This is a genomic window from Actinoplanes sp. CA-131856 (assembly GCF_050956135.1).
Lineage (GTDB): Bacteria > Actinomycetota > Actinomycetes > Mycobacteriales > Micromonosporaceae > Actinoplanes.
This window is the reverse complement of sequence record NZ_CP191849.1, coordinates 10598583-10614005: the sequence shown is the minus strand read 5'-3', so window position 1 is coordinate 10614005 and position 15423 is coordinate 10598583. Positions and strand designations below refer to the sequence as shown.

14 protein-coding genes are annotated in these 15423 nt (G+C 66.7%); 8 read left to right on the top strand and 6 right to left on the bottom strand.

The window, feature by feature from the left end:
- Window positions 1–313: 313 nt before the first annotated feature.
- Complete coding sequence (locus ACQP2X_RS48850) at window positions 314–850, bottom strand: hypothetical protein (RefSeq protein WP_498693232.1); 537 nt, start codon at window positions 848–850, stop codon at window positions 314–316.
- A 72-nt stretch (window positions 851–922) separates the two neighbouring features.
- Between ACQP2X_RS48850 and ACQP2X_RS48845 the strand changes: the two genes are divergently transcribed.
- Window positions 923–1894: an IS30 family transposase gene (locus ACQP2X_RS48845; protein WP_498689603.1), complete on the top strand. Its 972-nt coding sequence runs from the start codon at window positions 923–925 to the stop codon at window positions 1892–1894.
- 24 nt (window positions 1895–1918) lie between these two features.
- Here the strand turns inward: ACQP2X_RS48845 and ACQP2X_RS48840 are convergent, their stop codons facing one another.
- Window positions 1919–2800 (bottom strand): PIN domain-containing protein, encoded by an 882-nt coding sequence (locus tag ACQP2X_RS48840; protein WP_498693229.1) that lies wholly within the window; start codon window positions 2798–2800, stop codon window positions 1919–1921.
- A gap of 72 nt (window positions 2801–2872) precedes the next feature.
- Between ACQP2X_RS48840 and ACQP2X_RS48835 the strand changes: the two genes are divergently transcribed.
- Entirely contained in the window at window positions 2873–3247 is a 375-nt protein-coding gene (locus ACQP2X_RS48835; RefSeq protein WP_498693227.1) for a hypothetical protein, read from the top strand.
- A gap of 129 nt (window positions 3248–3376) precedes the next feature.
- Here the strand turns inward: ACQP2X_RS48835 and ACQP2X_RS48830 are convergent, their stop codons facing one another.
- The 3 genes from ACQP2X_RS48830 to ACQP2X_RS48820 all read right to left on the bottom strand — a co-directional run bounded on the left by ACQP2X_RS48830 (window position 3377) and on the right by ACQP2X_RS48820 (window position 7480).
- Window positions 3377–4210: an HNH endonuclease gene (locus tag ACQP2X_RS48830; protein WP_498693224.1), complete on the bottom strand. Its 834-nt coding sequence runs from the start codon at window positions 4208–4210 to the stop codon at window positions 3377–3379.
- Complete coding sequence (locus ACQP2X_RS48825; protein WP_498693222.1) at window positions 4210–5751, bottom strand: AAA family ATPase; 1542 nt, start codon at window positions 5749–5751, stop codon at window positions 4210–4212. The genes ACQP2X_RS48830 and ACQP2X_RS48825 overlap by 1 nt, the downstream gene beginning before the upstream one ends.
- Before the next feature lie 1048 nt (window positions 5752–6799).
- Window positions 6800–7480 carry a site-specific integrase gene (locus ACQP2X_RS48820; protein ID WP_498693220.1) on the bottom strand — a complete coding sequence of 227 codons (681 nt, stop codon included), beginning with the start codon at window positions 7478–7480 and terminating at the stop codon, window positions 6800–6802.
- Here ACQP2X_RS48820 and ACQP2X_RS48815 point away from each other — a divergent pair.
- Window positions 7406–8074 (top strand): Lcl C-terminal domain-containing protein, encoded by a 669-nt coding sequence (locus tag ACQP2X_RS48815; RefSeq protein ID WP_498693218.1) that lies wholly within the window; start codon window positions 7406–7408, stop codon window positions 8072–8074. The two genes, ACQP2X_RS48820 and ACQP2X_RS48815, sit on opposite strands and share 75 nt — an antisense overlap.
- A 90-nt stretch (window positions 8075–8164) precedes the next feature.
- On the opposite strand, the gene ACQP2X_RS48810 is transcribed toward ACQP2X_RS48815, so the two are convergent.
- Window positions 8165–9292, bottom strand: a complete 1128-nt coding sequence (locus ACQP2X_RS48810; RefSeq protein WP_498693216.1) for an ROK family protein — start codon at window positions 9290–9292, stop codon at window positions 8165–8167.
- Window positions 9293–9382: 90 nt separating this feature from the next.
- On the opposite strand from ACQP2X_RS48810, the gene ACQP2X_RS48805 reads away from it, so the two are divergent.
- The 5 genes from ACQP2X_RS48805 to ACQP2X_RS48785 are packed head-to-tail and all read left to right on the top strand — an operon-like array spanning window position 9383 to window position 15337.
- The gene (locus tag ACQP2X_RS48805) at window positions 9383–10684 is read left to right on the top strand and encodes an ABC transporter substrate-binding protein (protein ID WP_498693214.1); all 1302 of its coding nucleotides are present in this window, start codon (window positions 9383–9385) and stop codon (window positions 10682–10684) included.
- Window positions 10677–11612: a carbohydrate ABC transporter permease gene (locus ACQP2X_RS48800; protein ID WP_498693211.1), complete on the top strand. Its 936-nt coding sequence runs from the start codon at window positions 10677–10679 to the stop codon at window positions 11610–11612. Before ACQP2X_RS48805 ends, ACQP2X_RS48800 begins: the two co-directional genes overlap by 8 nt.
- Window positions 11609–12415, top strand: coding sequence for a carbohydrate ABC transporter permease (locus ACQP2X_RS48795; protein WP_498693208.1), 807 nt, complete (start codon window positions 11609–11611; stop codon window positions 12413–12415). Before ACQP2X_RS48800 ends, ACQP2X_RS48795 begins: the two co-directional genes overlap by 4 nt.
- A gap of 50 nt (window positions 12416–12465) precedes the next feature.
- Entirely contained in the window at window positions 12466–14022 is a 1557-nt protein-coding gene (locus ACQP2X_RS48790) for a glycoside hydrolase family 13 protein (RefSeq protein ID WP_498693206.1), read from the top strand.
- Between the two features lie 16 nt (window positions 14023–14038).
- Window positions 14039–15337 carry a family 16 glycosylhydrolase gene (locus tag ACQP2X_RS48785; protein ID WP_498693204.1) on the top strand — a complete coding sequence of 433 codons (1299 nt, stop codon included), beginning with the start codon at window positions 14039–14041 and terminating at the stop codon, window positions 15335–15337.
- Window positions 15338–15423: the final 86 nt, after the last annotated feature.

Genomic DNA, 15423 nt, shown 5'->3' with positions numbered 1-15423 from the left:
GTAGGGCGCCGACAACCGGGCGCAGGGTTTCGACGTCGCGTACGCCGCCGTCGACGCCGTAGGAGACGAACGCGGCAGGCCTTGTTGTGCCAAAGGTGCTCTGACCGGCGGCGCGCTCGCGCTGTCCCGCCCCATCCGGAAGCCGGTGCCTCCGCCGGCGCGCCAGGAAAAACCTCCCGGAGCGCGCCGCAATTGGGCGTAGCCCGCGCGGCGGAAGGATCCTGGCCCTCCCAGGAGCTCATAGCACTGCTCTCAGCCGGAACATGCCGGTTGGCGGCCGCCGCGGCGGCCGGGCAGTGCCCCTTGAACCAATCTATTGCGGCAGTCGCCACCCTAGCTTCGTCCGGATCGCCTGCTCCAACTCTTCGGAATCCGGGGGCGGCCCTTCCTCGGTCATGCCTTTCCCCTCGTCGACCTGGCGTTGTTCGAGAACAGCTACGACTGCAGCACAGCGTTCGTAGGCCAACTCGTATCGGTCGAGCAGTGGTCCAAGCTGCAGGTAGGTGAGTTGGGTCAGAAAGAAGCGGTGGATGATTGCGTTGCGCTGCTCGTACAGGTCCACGATCTCGGCTTTGAGCTCGTCGTCGATCAGGCCACGTCGATGAGCTTCGGTGAAGATAGCCCGTTCGGTGAAGCGAGCACCGCCAGGCACTTGTTGAATGTACGAGTCGATCTCGCCGCGCGGATCGCCCGCGAGCTGCTTATCCAATACGATCGCGATGCGCAGAAAGCCATCGATTGAGGACACATACAGGACGATGCCCTCAATCAGGCTGCCTCTCTGGTGGGCGCGCTCGAGGAGTCGTCGGGCCGCTCCGAAGGAGTGAACGAAGTTGCTGAGTGCACTCACGTCGGCAGATTCAGTCGGTCGTAGCATTTGATCTTGGTGGTTCGGTGGGACAGGATGCCCGCCGTGCGTGTAATGCTGACGACGGCCGACCGTGAAGAGATCTCCCGCGGACTCGCGGAAGGCTTGCTGTATAAGGAAATCGGCATGCGGCTCGGCCGGAACCCGTCGATCGTGTCGCGGGAGGTCGCGCGGCACGGCGGCCGGGCCGGCTACCGGGCGGTGGCCGCGGACACGGCCGCCGCGACGGCCCGGACCCGGCCGAAACTCCTCGCGGTCGAGCGCTCCCAGCGGTTACGGACAGTCGTGATCGAGCGGCTGCGGGCCGGATGGTCGCCGGCCTCGATCGCGGGTCGCTTGCCCGACCTCGTACCTGACGATCACGCTGTGCGGGTGTCGCACGAAGCCATCTACCAGTGGGTCTACGCCCAGCCTGTCTCCACGCTCGCAAAGGAGTTGATCCGGCTGCGGACCGGCCGCCCGGCCCGCCGCTCCGGGCCGCGACCCGAGCCGGCACCGCGTATCCGCGAGCCCCGCTACCTCGACGAACGTCCCGCCGAGGTCGAAGGCCGGGCCGTGCCCGGACATTGGGAGGGCGATCTTGTCATCGGTAAGAACGGCAAGACCGCCGTCGCCACGCTGGTAGAACGCAGCTCCCGGTTCCTGATCCTGGTCCCGCTCACCGGCCGGGACTCGCTGAGCGTCACCGAAGCCGTCATCGCCGCCACCGGCAGCCTCCCGGCACAGATCCGCCGCTCGCTGACCTGGGACTGCGGCGCCGAAATGGCCCGCCACGCGGCGATCACGGCCACCGGCCTGCCGGTCTTCTTCGCTCACCCGCACAGTCCCTGGCAGCGTGGCAGCAACGAAAACCTGAACCGGATCGTGCGGGAGTACTTCCCGAAAGGCGTCCCGATCACGTCCAGCCCCGACTACCTCGCCCGGGTCGCCGCCGAAATCAACGACCGGCCACGTAAAATCTTCGACTGGAAGAAACCCTCCGAGATATTCACCGAACTCGTAGAGTCACATGCTTCCACTGACTGAATCTGCCGTCTACATGCTATGTGGTCACGGAGCGACAGGTTGATGGCTCTGTTTCGGGGCCGTTGTAGCGGCGTTATCCTCGCTGAGCGCAAGCCGCCACTTCGCTGACAGGGGCTGCACGAGGATGTCCCTGCTCATGCCGCGCACCCGCATGCCGCGGTCGCCTGAGACAACGCGGACGGCGTCGTCGCACACCTGCTGGACGAACTCAGCACGATTGAGGATCTCGTAGTCGGCGTCCGGGTTGCGGCGGTGGTCAGCAGGGTCACGGAGGATCTCTACGGTCACGCCCTCGCGGACCGCAGACGCTCCCTTGACGGCGGCTTCCAGATGCTGGTCGAGCAGTATCAGGCGCTTCTCGGCGCGTCCTGCCAGCTGCTTGTTGCCCGAGTAGGTCTTCTCGTCGAGTTCGTCGAGGACCAGCAATGGAATCATGAGCCGAACCTGCTTCACACCGATCTCCTGCGGCCAAGTCACCTCGTTGAATGGGCGCCAGTGCATGATCGTGTTGGTATCGAGAACACAGACCTTCCCTGGCCGGTCGGCCAGTTCCAGGAAGCCGGAGAGGTTATCGACGACCTCCTGCAACATCCGGCGCTGCGCATCGAACTCGTCGTGAAAGACGCCGGGGCCGATCGCGAGGTCTTCGGCGACGCCGTTCGCGCGAAGGTGCCAATGCCTTGGTGTGAACAACTTGTCCACCACCTCGGTGTCGGCGAACACCTGCCGCAACTGAATTTCCGACTCACGAACCCATGAGACGTAGTGAGATAACAGTTGGTGCATCCGGACCACGTTGCTGGCGTTCTCGCCCTGTCTGATGCGCTCCTGCAGTACATCGATTGCGTGTCGCATGCTCTGCCCGCGCCGGAGAATCATGTAGCGATCCTCGACGATCGCGGCCAAGCGCTACCAGTCAGGGTGTCAGGACGTGCAGACCTGTCCTTGTTTTGGGGCCCTCAAGGTTCTGGCGATACGTTGGCACTGGGCTCGGCAACAGCGACGCCGCGCTGTAGGCGTACGACGTCTGGCTACAACACCAAGCGCGCACCAGTAGATGCCCCCGCAGCGCGCTTCAACGTCCCCCGGCAACATCGGCCGGCCACGGCAGCGCTCGCCGACCTCGAACGCCGCGACCAGTGCGGCTCCGTCGAACTTGCCGGAACCGCCGTCGGCGCAGCCTTCGTCGGCACCGTCACGGCAGCGCTCGCAATCGTCCAGAGCGCCCGCGCCGCCCTGACCGGAGACGGCCTCGACACCATCACCATTCACATGCAGACCGACGACGTCACTCTCGCACCCGCTACCGCCAACGCCGACGTGATCGCGGCGGAACTTGCCACCCCGCAGTAATCCTGAAGCGTGCTTTACCGCGGTGCGCATGAACGACATAGCGGTGATATTCACGTGAGGCCGGCGATGCAGGCAGGGATCATCAAGATGGCCGCGCTGACGAGCTCCGGGCCCGTCGGGCTGGACAGGTCAGCCGTCCGCGAGATAAACCGGGTCGGCCGCCAGCGCCTCGTACAGGGCGCTCTGCCAGCAGTTCAACGAATACTCGGCCCGGCTCTCCGCCCGGCCGCGCAACTCGTCGGCGACGGCTTCCGGGCCGGCGGCCTTGCGCAGTCTGGAGATCTGCGAGCGAATGCCGGCGAGTTCCTGGGCCGCCAGAACACCGTACAGCGTCGCCAGCTGGAACTGCTCGAAGTGGTACCGGATGCGGGCCTGCATCGTCGGGTCGAACGCGGCGACCGGATCGGCGTAAAATCGCACTGTGGTCTCCTCTCCGTGCTCCACCTCCGCGAAGAGCCACCGGGCATGGTCAGCATCGTCGAAGTAGGGATGCAACGTCTGCGTCTCGCTGCTGACCGGGGCGACGCTGTTCTTCCGATGATTGCAATCGGAGCAGGCGGGGACAAGATTGTCGGGTACGACCGCGAGGAGTGGATAAGACGATTTCGGCAGCTGATGGTCGAGCGTCGAGACGCGGCCATGCCCGCACAGCGGGCAGCGCTGGTGTACCGCCGCATCCATCAGGCGGTCGTAGAAGCGGCGACCCGCCTTATTTCGCACCATCCCGGTGGTATAGGCCGTCTTGAGCGCAGCCTGATCCTCCTCACCCTCCGGACGCTTCCTAAGGAGTCCAAGAGTATGCAGCTGGGCCCGGGGAGCAGCGTTGGCGAAAACCCAAGCGGCGAAGGCGACGCCGGTGTCCAGTACCACCAGCCGCATGCGGATCTCCGGATCGCGGATGGATCCGGCACACGTGATGAAGACGTCCTTGGCGTCGAAGGACGGGCGCGGAACTTTCCACATCACACTTCTCCGCCCCGGTCGCGTATCGCGATCAGGGTCCGCGCGATGGTCCTTGCCTCGTTGCCCAACTGCCTGTGGAAATGGTCCAGGACGCCCTGATAGTCCAGGCCAGCGCGGACTGCCTCGCGGATCAGCCGGTGATAGCCGGAATCGGTCACCTCGAGCGCGAACACCTCGTGTGTCAGCGTGCCGACGTTCTCACCGAACGTCTCCATGGCCGGCCGCTCGGGCGTGACGACCGTGTCGTGCCGGCGGATCATCCAGACGCAGGAGGCGGGCACCTCCTGCAGTACAACGGGCGAGTGGGTGGCGACGACGGCGACACCGTTGCGGTCGACCAGCAGGTCGGACAGGGCTCGCATCATCGCCGCGAGCAGCGGCGGATGCAGGTGCGACTCGGGCTCGTCGACGAGTACGAGGGTCCGTTCACTGACCTTTTCCACCAGGCTGGTGATGGTCAGCAGAACGATCGCGTGTCCCGAGCTAAGGCTCTTGAAGAGCTCCTTGGCCATCTCCCGGCGCCCGTCTGCGGCCGCCTCGAGAAACCGCGGCACCCAGGTGTCATCCTCCAAGAACCCGGATCCGGAGTACCGCAGTGTCGAGATCGCCTTCGCCCACCGGTCGGCGGCACGCCCGGTCAGGCAGGCTTCGAGGCTCTCCGCGAACCGTTCCGCCAGTTCGCCGCGACGAAGCGGCCTGGCCGTCGCCTCGTCATCGGTGTCGTAGTCGAGCGGCTCGTGGGCTCCGACATGCGTGTAAGGGATGAGCCGGTCAGCCTCGGGGATAGCGACGAAGCGGTCGAACACGCTGAAGGAGACGGCGACGACGCCGAGGAACCCTGACGGGCCCGGCTGGTCGCGATGGACCACCGAGCCGACGTCCGCCTCTGTCGCGCGACGGTCGCAGACGGCGCTGACCAGGTTGCGGAGCAGGTGCGACTTTCCGACGTTGTTCCGGCCGATTAGCACGTGCACGTTGGTAGGCGGCCTGCGATTGATGATGATCTCGAAGTCGAGGCCCCTCGACCACGCGACCTCATCCCAGTGCCGGACGGCTGGGCGATACTCGAACTGATATGGGGTGATCCGGGCGCCGCCGCGAGCGATGCCTCGGAACTGGCCCCGGACCACCTCCAAGGTGATGTTCCGTAGTAGCGAAGTCTTGGTGACCTGCTCGGACTGGGCCCGTTCCAGCAGGCCGGAGTCGTACGCCAAGTCTCGCAAGGCAGTCAGTACCTCGACCCGGACGCCGAGACCCTCGAGCTTCTCGTAATACGTGTCGTCCTGGCCAAGGGAGAAGAAGTCCTCGTCGAGGCCATCAAACTGACGCGCCAACAACTCCGGCATCTTCTCCTCTGTCCGGAGCCCGATCCGCCCGATCTTGACCTCGCCGATCTCGTGGCGCTCGCCCGCCGTGTCGAAGACGATCAGCTGGAATTGCGTGACGAAGTGGTAGTCGTTCCACCAGTCGATAACCAGAAGCGCCTCACCCGGAGGTGCGCTTTGATACCTGGACCCGGGGTCGACCAGGGAAAACCTCACTCAGGCCTCCGATGACCCGGCTATGTCACCGGGTGATGATGATCTTCGCGGACGAGCTGGCGACTTCGCCCGTACCGCCGCCGGTAGGTTCAATCGTTAGCGTGTCGCTGCCAGTCGTCTCGCCGGCCACGACGGGCCACCTTAAGCCTTCCCGCGCTGTCGGTGCGATAGGCGCGAGTTCTATTGATCAAACTCTCCTTTCTATGGCGACGGCGGCGCCGGTCGTTCGCATGGCTGCGGATGGATATCTCCGTCCTCCATCGGTCCCCGTTGCCGGCCCAGGCGAGCATTGGGGGAAGAACTACGACTCAGATGCCCTGCCGCGTTGCGGTAGCGCGGCCCGCGTTGGCGGACCGAGCCTCCCTATGACCGCACTTGAACATCGCGCGCAGTCACGCCATCGTTCGTGTGCCGGCCCAGACGGGCAACACGACCAGGCCGGCAACGCGGCGATCGGTTAGTCACCAGCCGCTATGGCAGCGGCGCCGGGCCCCTCGACGAGGGTCCGGCACGTGGCCTTCGACCGCCCATTCACGAACGAGGATCCCTCGACCAGCGCTGCTCTCAACGGCCCAGACACCCCTGGATGGCGGAAGCCGACGATGTTGATCCGTCTGGTGATCGCCTGTCACCTCTGCGGTTGCCTACAGCGGTAGCGGTCGGTCACGTTGGTCCGGGTACTTCGCCCTGACCTGCACTGTTGCGCACACCCTTACGCACAGTGATCATGGAACGTGGTGATCGGTGGGTGATCGGATGCCGGCGGCCGTTTCAGTACGAGCGTGGCTAAACCAGCACGGCCGAATTAATACCGAAGGCGAGGCCGGCGCCTCCGAGAAGCACTCGGCCGGGACCTGCGCAAACTCAGAAGGCCTCTGAAATGCGGAAACGTCTTCGGAACAACCTACGGATCAGAAGGTTAGGGGTTCGAGTCCCTTCGGGCGCACAAGATTTAGATGGGTCTGAACTGCGAAAACGCGGGTCAGGCCCTTCTTGCTGTCCGGCCTTTGTGGAGGTTGGGGGGCGTGTGGGTGACTCATGGGTGCCGTCACTTTCCGTGACGGAACGGGTTGCGGCGGCTACGTGACCTGCGGGTCCGCTTCTTGTGGGTGGGCCGTTTCGCCGAAGGTGTTTCTTTTTCGGCGCGCCCTTCGGGCCGGTTCCTCGCCGCCTTTTCCTTGATGCGTTTGCGGGTGTGCCGGGCTGCGGCCAGTACCAATGCGGCGGTGGCGTCGGCACAGCGGCGCTGGGAATCGGGCAGGACACTGGTGTAGGTGTCGGCGGTGACCACGATGCTGGAGTGCCCGAGCAGATCCTGGAGTGTCTTGAGGTCCGCGCCGGCTTCGTGCGCGAGGGAGGCGGCGCCGTGGCGCAGGTCGTGGAGCCGGACCGGGGGTAGGCCGGCGCGGTCGGTGAGTTTCCGGAATCGAGTGGTGGCGTAAGTCGGGTTGATCGGTTCGCCATCCTTGCGGGTGAAGACGTAGCCGGAGTCGACCCAGACCTGGTTGTTGCCGTGCCGTTTGTCGCGGTGGGCGAGCTGGCGGCTGCGATGCGCCCGCAGGATCGCGACGGTGTGCTTGTCCAGGGCGACGGCCCGGCGCCCGGCGGCGGTTTTGGGTTCGCCTTCGACAACGGTATAGCCGGCTGTCGTTCGTTGGCGTTCGACGATCAGCAGCCCGCGGCCACGTCTTACTGCGCCGGGCTGAAACTCGACGGTGTCGGCTGGCATCTGCCGAGCCGGATGGAGTTGCTGTCGATCGTGAACTACGCCCAGACCAGCCCGGCCATCACCGAGACCGCCTTCCCGGACACGCCCCCGCGCTACTTCTGGACGTCATCGCCGTGGGCGGTAGGGGCGAACAAGGCGTGGATCGTCAACTTCTACGAGGGACTGACCAGCAACGCCGCCGACCGCGACGGCCAGTACAACGTGCGCTGTGTCCGATCCCCGGCCGGCGGCGGCCGACCGGCCTACCGCATCACGCAGGCGCAGGTGACCGACCCGGCAACCGGCCTGACCTGGCAGCGGGCCGGCTCCGGGCCCTTGCCTGCCGGCCGAGCCGCTGACTACTGCGCCGGCCTCGGCCTGGGCGGGCACACCTGGCGCCTGCCCACCCTCAAGGAGCTGGAGAGCACCGTCGACGAGACCCGGGTCTCGCCCGCCATCGACGTCACGGCATTTCCCGACACCCCGAACACGGGCAGGTACTGGTCATCGACGACCGCAGCACCGCGTCCGCAGAATCACTGGCTGCTCGGATACAACGACGGCATCACCACCTACCGGACCTACGACACCGCCCTCGTCCGCTGCGTGCGCTGAGCAGGCCGGCACAACCCAGACCCGGAGAGGACCGGAAAGTGAGGTGTTCATGCCCGGCAAAGGGACTGGAGCCGTTTGATCGCCGGAGTTTTACGCGGTCTGTGCGAACAAGGTGTCGCGGAGGTGGTCACGGGCGATCTCGATCGCGCCGATGGTGACAGCGTCCTCGCCGAGCGCGGAGAGGGTGATCTCCGGAACGTTGTAACAGACATCCTGCAGGTGGCGGCGTAGCGGTGTCAGGATGGCGTTCCCGGCGCGGGCGACGCCGCCGCCGAGGACGATCATCTGCGGGTCCAGGGCGAGAACGGCCGCGCCGGCACCGCTGGCCAGGGTCTTGGCGAAGGTGTCGACGGCTTGGCGGGCGTCCGGGTCGCCGTTGCCGGCCCGGGCAAAGATCTCCGCGGTGGCGTCGCGTGCGGGATCCAGGCCGAGGTCGGCATGCAGTTGTTCCGGGGCGGTGCCCCAGCCCAGCGCGGGGTGGCGGCCGATCTCGCCGGCCCAGCCCTTGCCGCCGGTGAAGGGTTTGCCGTCGACCAGGATGCCGGCGCCGATGCGGTAACCGGCGTGGACGTAGAGCACATCGGCGACGCCTTGCGCGGCTCCGGTGCGGTGTTCGCCGAGCGCGGCGAGGTTGGTCTCCTTGGCGGCCTGGACCGGGCAGCCGAGGCGTTCGGTGAGTTCCTCGGCGAGGCTGACCTCGGACCAGTCGTGCAACGCGACGTTGAGCTGCAGCACCCCTTTGGCGTCGACGACACCGGGGGTGCCGACCCCGACGGCCCAGATCGGAGATCCGTCGCCTGCGACGTCGCGCAGCAGGGCGGCGGCCGCGTCGATCCGCGCGGCGCGCGACAGCTTCGTGTCGATGGTGCGCTTGGCGGCGCCGAGGACCGTGCCTTCGAGGTTGGTGACGCGCGCGGCGATCGCGTGGGCGCCGATGTCGATGCCGCCGAGCCGTCCAGCGTCGGCGTCGAACCGGTAGCGCTGGGCCGGTCGGCCGCCGGTGCGGATCTGGTCGAAGCCGTCGGGCACGATCAGGCCGTCTTCGGCCAGCGAGGTCAGGATGGCCTGCGCGGTGGGCCGGGACAGACCGGTGACGTTCGCGGCACCGCTGATCGTCAGCGGGTGCCCTTCGTACAGCTCGCGCAGTACGCGCCGTTTGTTCTGGTTGCGCAGTGCGCTCTGGTCGCCGCCTGGCAGTGCTTCCGGAATCTTGACCACCCCTCTTGACGGATCCTCAGCTTCTCATGACGATATCGAACGAAACTTTCTTGCGATACCTCGGTAACACACCTGCAAGGGGAGTCCTTCATGAGAACGATCAAGATGGTGGCCGGTCTGACGGCCGTGGCCCTGGCCGTGGCCGCCTGCGCGCCGGGCGCCGACAGTGCCGATGACGCCGCGACCAGCACGGAGATCAAGACCGGGGTACCGGCGGGTGACGTGGCGTTGTCGCTGATCTCTACGCCGGAGTCCGGGGCGGCGATGAAGCCGATCATCGCCGCGTTCGAGGCGAAGTACCCGAACGTCAAGGTCAAGTACTCGGAGACCAACTTCGACGACTACAACAAGAGCCTCAACCTGACGCTGTCCTCCGATCAGTCGCCCGACATCGCGCTGCTCAACTTCGTCGGCACCACGGTCAAGGACAAGCTGGTCATCGGCCTGGACGGCTATGCCAAGGCGTACGGCTGGGACAAGGCGTATGCCGCGTCGCAGCTGGCGCAGTGGCGGGTCGAACCCAACGGCGCCACTCTCGGTGGCGGGGACCTGTACGCGGCGCCGTCCGGGTTCAGCTTCGTCGGCGTCTACTACAACAAGGCCAAGGTCGCCAAGCTCGGCATCAAGGTGCCGATCACCTCGGTCGCCGACTTCGACGCCGCGCTGGCGACAGCGAAGGCCGCCGGCGAGCTGCCGCTGCAGCTGGGCAACAAGGAAGGGCACGCCTCGTTCCCGCTGCAGCTCGTCGGCCAGGCCACCGACGGGCCGGCCGCCTACGGGCAGTGGCAGTACGGCAAACCCGGCACCAGCTTCGACACCGCCGGCAACCGCAAGGGCCTTGAGGAGCTTTCGAGCTGGGCGGCGAAGGGCTACATCCCGGCCGACGCCAACGGCGTCGACCTGCAGGGTGCGGTCGACCGGTTCACCAAGGGCCAAGGCGTCTTCTTCGTCGACGGCACCTGGGACTCCACCAAGATCGGCGACAACCTGAAGGCCGACGCCGGGTTCTTCCCGTTCACCGAGACCAAGGCCACCGCGATCGGCTCGTCGATCGCCTACGCCATCTCCGCCAAGAGCAAGAACCAGCAGGCGGCCGCGGCGTTCCTGGACTTCCTGCGCGACCCGGCCGCGGTCAAGGAGTCCTTCAAGATCGGGCAGCTGCCCTCCGACGTCTCCACCGTGGTGGCCCCGCCCGGCACCGTCAGCGAGGAGATCGTCAAAGCCTGGGGTCAGGTCGGCAAGGACGACGGCCTCGCCGGCTACAACAACAACGTCACCGCCACCATGAACGACACCCTGGTGTCGCAGACCCAGCAGCTCATCGGCGGTAAGACCAGCGCCGACGCGTTCATCACCGCCGTGCAGGACGACTGGACCAAGACCCATGGCTGACACAGCCATCCTCACCCGTACCGTCGCGACCGGCACGCCGGGCGCGACGGCGCGGGGCCGGGCCGCCCGCAAGGGCCGGCTCACCCCGCTGCTGTACGTGCTACCCGCCCTGCTCTTCTACGCCACATTCGTGATCTTCCCGTGGCTGCACAGCCTGTGGATCTCGTTCTGGGAGTGGAACGGCATCGGCGTCGCCGAGTGGGCCGGCCTGGACAACTACCGCGAGGTCCTCTCCGACCCGGAGCTGCGCTCGGCCCTGCTGCACGCGTTCGGCCTGATCGTCTTCTACTCGGTCATCCCGATCGGCGCCGGTCTCGTGCTGGCCGCGCTCGTGGCCTCCACGCCGTGGAAAGCGATGCCGTTCGTGCGCACCGTGCTGTTCCTGCCGCAGATCCTGCCGCTGGTCGCGGTCGGCGTCGTCTGGAAATGGATCTTCGACGGTGACGGGCCGTTCAACGACCTGCTGTCCGCGGTCGGCCTCGGCGACCTCACCACCGCCTGGCTCGGCGACTTCACCTGGGCATTCCCGGCGGTCGGCCTGGTCGGCACCTGGGTCAGCACCGGACTGTGCTTCCTGCTGCTGCTCTCGGGCATCGGCAAGATCGACCCATCGCTGTACGAGGCCGCCCGCCTCGACGGCAGCGGACCGGTCCGCGAGTTCTGGCACATCACCGTGCCCGGACTGCGCCGCGAGATCCTCGTGGCCGCCACCCTCACCGTGATCACCGCGCTGACCAGCTTCGACCTGGTCTACGTCATGACCAACGGCGGACCCGGCGACGCCACCATGGTCCCCGGCGTCGCCATCTACAAGCTCACCTTCACCGCCGGCCGGGTCGGCACCGCCTGCGCCCTCGCGGTCGTGCTGTCGGTGCTCACCTGCGCGGTGATGGTCCTGCTCAACCGCCTCGGCAGGGAGAAGCCATGACCCGCCACCTCACCCGGCTCGCCCTGCTGGCCGGCGCTGCCTCGGTCCTCGTTCCGTTCCTGGTGATCATCTCGGCGTCACTGCAACCGCAGGACACCCTCGCCCCGTCGCTGTCGTGGCCGTCGGATCCGCAGTGGGGCAACTTCGCCGACGCCTGGACCACCGCCGGTTTCGGCTCGCTGCTCAAGTCCAGCCTGATCATCGCCTGCGGTGTCGTACCGGTCGCGGTCGTGCTGGCGACCCTGGCCGGGTACGGCCTGTCCTCGGCCCGGCTACTCGGCAAGGGCCCGCTGTTCGCGCTGCTCATGCTCGGTCTGGTGCTGCCGTACGAGTCGATCGTCATCCCGCTCTACTACGACCTGCGCTCGGTCGGGCTCCTCAACACCTACTGGGCGGTGATCCTGCCGCTGATCGGCGCGTTCATGCCGTTCGGCGTGTTCTGGATGCGCAGCCACTTCGAATCGCTGCCACCGGAGCTCACCGAAGCCGCCGAGATCGACGGCGCCTCCAGTAACCAGATTCTGCGCCGCGTGCTGCTGCCGACCGCCAGGCCCGCGCTGACCACCCTGGCGCTGCTGTATTTCATGTGGGCCTGGAACCATTTCCTGCTCGCCCTGATCCTCATCCAGGACCCGGCGATGCGCACCGCCCCGTCCGGGCTCGGCAAGTTCGTCCAGCAGTTCGGCAAGAACATCCCGCTGCTGTCGGCCGGAACGCTGATCATCATCGTCCCGATTGTGCTGCTCTACCTGTTCTTCCAGCGGCACTTCATCAAGGGAATCCTCCAGGGCGCCGTCAAGTAGCGCACCGGCAGGCCGGCCCTTCTCCTTCGCTCCAAAACGAGGTATTCATCGTGCTCCAGCAGTGGTGGCGTGACGCCGTCATCTACCAGATCTACGTCCGCAGCTTCCGCGACAGCAACGGCGACGGCATCGGCGACCTGCCCGGCGTCCGCTCGGCCCTGCCGTACCTGGCCGATCTCGGCGTCGACGGCATCTGGCTCAACCCGTTCTATCCGTCACCGCAGCACGATCACGGTTATGACGTCGCCGACTACTGCGGCGTCGAACCGGCCTACGGCACCCTGGACGACTTCGACGCGCTGGTCGCCGACGCGCACGCCCTCGGCATCCGGGTGATCATCGACATCGTCCCCAATCACTGCTCCATCGCGCACCCGCTGTTCCAGCAGGCTCTCACCGACGGGCCCGGCAGCCCCGCCCGCGACCGCTTCCATTTCGCCGACGGGCGTAACGGCGGCACCGAGCCGCCGAACAACTGGCGCTCGATGTTCGGCGGCCCGGTCTGGCAGCAGGTCGACGACGGCCAGTGGTACCTGCACATGTTCACCCCTGAACAGCCCGACCTGAATTGGCGCCACCCCGGCACCGCCACCATGTTCGAGGGCGTCCTGCGGTTCTGGCTCGACCGCGGCGTCGACGGGTTCCGTATCGACGCCGCCCACGGCCTGTTCAAACACCCCGACCTGCCCGACACCGACGACCCGTACGAAGAGGAACGCGTCGGTGACGCCGCCAACCCGCTGGCTTGGAACCGGCCCGAGGTCCACGACGTGTACCGGTCCTGGCGCGCGCTGTGCGACACCTACACCGAACGCGACGGCGTCGACCGGGTTCTGGTCGGCGAGATCACCGGCATGTCGCGGCCCAGCCTGCCCGACTATGTACGACCCGGCGAGATGCACCAGGGCTTCTTCTTCGACCTGCTCGACGCCCCCTACGACGGCGCCGCCTTCGCCCGCCTCATCCAGGCCGGGCTGCACACCGCGGAAGCATCCGGCACCACGGTGACGTGGGCGCTGGGCAACCACGACAACACCCGGATCGTCACCCGCTACGGCAGCGCCGACCGGGCCCGGGCGGCGATGCTGCTCGCCCTTGCGCTGCCCGGCTCGGCCTACCTCTACCAGGGCGACGAGCTCGATCTGCCCGAGGTCACCGACCTGCCCGACGACCGGCGCACCGACCCGATCTTCTACCGCACCGGCGGTGTGCGCCTCGGCCGCGACGGCTGCCGCATCCCCCTGCCCTGGTCCGGCAACGCCGCGCCGTTCGGCTTCTCGACCACCGCCGACACCTGGCTTCCCCAGCCGCCATCGTTTGCCGCGCACACCGTCGAGACGCTGCGCGACGACCCGGCCTCCGGCTGGCACCTGTACCAGAAAGCCCTGCGCCTGCGCCGCAAACACCTTCTCGGCGAGCAACCGGTGCAGTGGCTGCCCAGCCCGGCCGGCGTGATCGCGTTCACCCGCGGCGACGGTTTCACCTGCGTCGCTAACCTCACCGACGCGCCGGTGCCCGCCCCGCTGCCGTCGGTACCCCACCTGTCCAGCGGCGCCACCGCCGCCGGCACCGTCCCCGCCAGCACCACCGCGTGGTGGCTCCCCTGAAACAGGAAGGACGACCATGACCCGCTCCCTGCGCATACCGATCGCCGTGACGTTGGCAGCCCTGCTGACCGTCGGCCAGGCGGTGATCCCCACCCCGGCACTGGCGGCAGACTTCCCGGCCAACCCGGCGACCAAGTCGGGCTACACCCTCGACTTCGACCAGGAGTTCAACACCAGCAGCCTCGACACCAGCAAGTGGCTGCCGTACTACCTGCCGCACTGGAGCACTCGGGACCTGTCCGCCGCCCGCTACGACATCAGCGGCGGTGCGCTGAACCTGCGCATCGACGCCGACCAGCCGGCCTGGGATCCCGTCCACGACGCCGACGTCAAGGTCTCCAGCATCCAGACCTACGAGCGTGACTACCTGCACCAGTTCGACGGATTCAGCAGCGGCATGCAGATCAACCACCACGAGCCCGTCTTCAACGGCTACACCACCCGCTACGGCTACTTCGAGATGCGCGCCAAAGGCCCCGACGTCGGCGGGGGCGGCCACTCCGCGTGGTGGATGGTCGGCACCCAAGAAGACCAGGACGCCGCCGGCACTGGCTCCCGGCAGACCGCCGAAATCGACATCACCGAAAACTTCTTCTCCGAGCCGAACCAGTGGAAGCCGAACCTGCGCCGCTGGACCGACAGCAGCATCAGCAACAGTCCCCGCAACGTCACTATCAGCGGCGACCCCGCCGACGAGTACCACATCTACGCCATGAACTGGACTCCGGACGGCCTGCAGTTCTACTACGACAACCAGCTGATCACCAGCATGGCCGACGCCCCCAACTACCCCATGGGCATGCTGCTCGGCATCTACACCGACACCAAGAACAGCGGCACCGCCAACGACGTCTGGCCCAAGACCTGGAACATCGACTACATCCGCGTCTACAAGGACAACAACGGCTACACCACCGAATCCGGCCCCTACCGGATCAAGAACCGCAACACCGGCCAGTACATGCACCTGCAAGACAAGACCGGCCAGGTCCAGCTCAGCACCACCGTCCCGGCCGGCTATTGGTCCAGCCAGTGGTATGTCGAGACCTACCAGGGCAACACCTACCTGCGTAACCGATGGTCTCGCGCCTATCTGAACAATCAGGCCAAAACCGCCATCACCCAGTACGGCCCCGTCCAGTTCGACTGGTGGAGCGCCCAATGGACCCTGCAAGACAACGGCAACTACAAGCGCCTGCTCAACCGCAACAGCAGCGACTATCTGCACGCGCAGAACAAGCTCGGCTACGTCGAAGAAGGGGCCGCTCCCAGCACGTGGTGGAGCGCCGACTGGACCCTTGAACCGGTGAGCTGAGACGGCTTGGTGGCGGCCATCGGCCGCCACCAAGCCCCCACACCCCGGAACCACCCGATCGCCACAACGTCACACGACATCGCCAG

Excerpts from the sequence above, each read along its gene's own strand:
- ACQP2X_RS48785 (WP_498693204.1), top strand. The coding sequence starts at position 14,039 with ATGACCCGCTCCCTGCGCATACCGATCGCCGTGACGTTGGCAGCCCTG.
- ACQP2X_RS48845 (WP_498689603.1), top strand. The coding sequence starts at position 923 with ATGCTGACGACGGCCGACCGTGAAGAGATCTCCCGCGGACTCGCGGAA.
- ACQP2X_RS48820 (WP_498693220.1), bottom strand. The coding sequence starts at position 7,480 with ATGCCAGCCGACACCGTCGAGTTTCAGCCCGGCGCAGTAAGACGTGGC.
- ACQP2X_RS48795 (WP_498693208.1), top strand. The coding sequence starts at position 11,609 with ATGACCCGCCACCTCACCCGGCTCGCCCTGCTGGCCGGCGCTGCCTCG.
- ACQP2X_RS48805 (WP_498693214.1), top strand. The coding sequence starts at position 9,383 with ATGAGAACGATCAAGATGGTGGCCGGTCTGACGGCCGTGGCCCTGGCC.
- ACQP2X_RS48830 (WP_498693224.1), bottom strand. The coding sequence starts at position 4,210 with ATGTGGAAAGTTCCGCGCCCGTCCTTCGACGCCAAGGACGTCTTCATC.
- ACQP2X_RS48800 (WP_498693211.1), top strand. The coding sequence starts at position 10,677 with ATGGCTGACACAGCCATCCTCACCCGTACCGTCGCGACCGGCACGCCG.